This window comes from Bacillus sp. S4, assembly GCF_040838205.1.
Lineage (GTDB): Bacteria > Bacillota > Bacilli > Bacillales > Bacillaceae_G > Bacillus_A > Bacillus_A cereus_U.
In genome coordinates this window covers 1-2,046 of the sequence record NZ_JBFPJI010000458.1, presented here as the reverse complement: position 1 = coordinate 2,046, position 2,046 = coordinate 1, and the positions used below count along the sequence as shown (strand labels likewise).

Below are 2,046 nucleotides of genomic sequence, written 5' to 3'. Positions count from 1 at the left end.
ATATAGTATGAACCCTGTTATTATTAATGCTACAACTCCTAATAATGAAATCAAAAACTCCCGCGATTCCTTATCATATTTCCACTCCATATATGATTGAAATCCATATAACGTAATAAAAAATAAAAGAGGTACATAGCCCATATATATACGATTTGGAAGAAAAGTGCTTATAGCAATAACAACTATATAAGAGGAAATGATAATTCTATTTCCCCAATTATGTGTATCATTCACATATTGGTTATTCCATCCTTTTTGTTTCGGTATATTTAACTGTCTTCTCGCTATTCTTTCAAAAACCAATAAAGATAGCACCCATAAAATTAATAAGGATATTTTTGTAACGGACAGAAAACCCTCTCCTTTTTATTTTTTTACTTTAATTTTCTCCGGCTGATCACTCGGATACGTAGCATTTGTTTTGTTTTCTAGGTCCCAACTAATAATGGTCGCACTATCTCGTCCTAATTGATGATGAACGTGTTCTAAAACATTGTGAACATGTTCTTTAAGCTCTACATTATTTCCATTCATATCATTATAAAGATTTAATGGAGTTTCATAACGGCGTTCCCCGCATTCTAATACCCCATCTGTCACCATTACAATTCGATTCTTTCCAGTACGTAATTCACGAATTCCTGATGAATAGCAAGGAACGGGTAAATCAAATGTGTTTACATTTCCAATCCATTCGTAAAAGTGGCGTTGATTCAATGTATATTGTCCTAATTTATGTAATTCATCATGAAATACATAAACTAAGCAATCACCTATGGAAAGCCACCATATGTAATTTTCTTTTCTTACGCATATTAAGCAAGCAGTTTCACCTTTTACCCTTTCGCACTTTTCTTTAAATGAGCGGGATTGAAATATCGTAAGTATATAATTTTCAACAGATCGAAATACGGTTTCAATTGATTCTTTCATAATCACTTCTATATTTTCATATTCTTTTTGGATTGTATTTACTACTAATTCAACACTTTCTGCACTATTATGCCCGTCTAATATAACGGCGAATTCCCAATCACCATTCGACAAAACTAATGCACCGTCTTCATTCTTTTTTGCTCCGGCACTTATATTCCCGCCGTATCTACCAAGTACGATATCACCATATTGCTTTACTGAAACTTCGTCTAAACACATTTCCCTACTTCCAACCCATGAATATTGTGTATTATTTGTTGTATGCATACTCATTTACCATATACTTTCGTATTCTTTCGCATAGTTTTTTAATTTTCTCTGAATCTCCATGTGGTGCACCAGTCCAATTTGCTACTTCAGTCGGTGACCAAAACTCTTTTGGTGTATTTGGATAACGTGGAATAATGTGCATATGCAAATGTGGTACACCATTACCTGAAACGAAACTGTAAATATGTTCTGCACCTTTGCTTTCTTTAAGCGCTTTACTTACTCTACTTGTTATCAGTCCGAATGCCTTTGCCTCATCTTCAGTTAATTCAGCGAGACCAGGTACATGTCTCTTTATATCAATCATTACATAACCAAGATATGTTTCTTCTTTATCCCAATGGACATGCCCAACGTATATGAGAGCATCTTCATAAATAGCACCACCTGGAACTATAATGTTTCCTTTATGTTTTTCGCAAATAAAGCAGTTTTGTTCTGCTTGCTTGTTCATTGGCATATCCATCACCATCCTTTTCATATATAATATCATAAAAAAAGGAAAAACAGGTTTTATATTCCGAAAATTCACTCACTTAACTTTACAATTCCATTAAAATCATATATACGATTCAATCAAAGTTCATATTTTAAATTTGCAACTCATTATTTCTTCAAAACTGTAATCCCCATTCCAATTACAATCCCAATCGCAATTCCGATTACTAAATTATCAACAAATAAACCAGGAACTACACCGATTACAATGCCTATAGCGACACCAGTTGCCATTGCGTCATTTCTTTTTTTATTATTAGTCAAAATAGCATCTCCTCTCATAATTTCTCCCAATATAATATCCATTTACATGAACGTTGCCATCTCCTAATATATTAC

Annotated in this window: 4 protein-coding genes; all 4 read right to left on the bottom strand. The window is 33.3% G+C overall.

Features of this window, described 5'->3' with window-relative positions:
* The coding region (locus tag AB3X48_RS21570; RefSeq protein ID WP_503413924.1) for a DUF4181 domain-containing protein at positions 1–327 on the bottom strand (327 nt) is incomplete at its 3' end.
* A gap of 42 nt (positions 328–369) precedes the next feature.
* A complete protein-coding gene (locus AB3X48_RS21565) occupies positions 370–1,206 on the bottom strand; it encodes a PP2C family serine/threonine-protein phosphatase (RefSeq protein WP_170935230.1) in 837 nt (278 codons plus the stop codon).
* Positions 1,190–1,681 (bottom strand): HIT family protein, encoded by a 492-nt coding sequence (locus AB3X48_RS21560; RefSeq protein WP_367959924.1) that lies wholly within the window; start codon positions 1,679–1,681, stop codon positions 1,190–1,192. The genes AB3X48_RS21565 and AB3X48_RS21560 overlap by 17 nt, the downstream gene beginning before the upstream one ends.
* Positions 1,682–1,815: 134 nt before the next feature.
* Positions 1,816–1,989, bottom strand: a complete 174-nt coding sequence (locus tag AB3X48_RS21555) for a glycine zipper domain-containing protein (RefSeq protein ID WP_002161523.1) — start codon at positions 1,987–1,989, stop codon at positions 1,816–1,818.
* Between the last annotated feature and the right edge of the window lie 57 nt (positions 1,990–2,046).

Bases quoted from the DNA above. Each gene is read 5' to 3' on its own strand.
- AB3X48_RS21560 (WP_367959924.1), bottom strand. From the start codon at position 1,681: ATGGTGATGGATATGCCAATGAACAAGCAAGCAGAACAAAACTGCTTT.
- AB3X48_RS21565 (WP_170935230.1), bottom strand. From the start codon at position 1,206: ATGCATACAACAAATAATACACAATATTCATGGGTTGGAAGTAGGGAA.
- AB3X48_RS21555 (WP_002161523.1), bottom strand. From the start codon at position 1,989: ATGAGAGGAGATGCTATTTTGACTAATAATAAAAAAAGAAATGACGCA.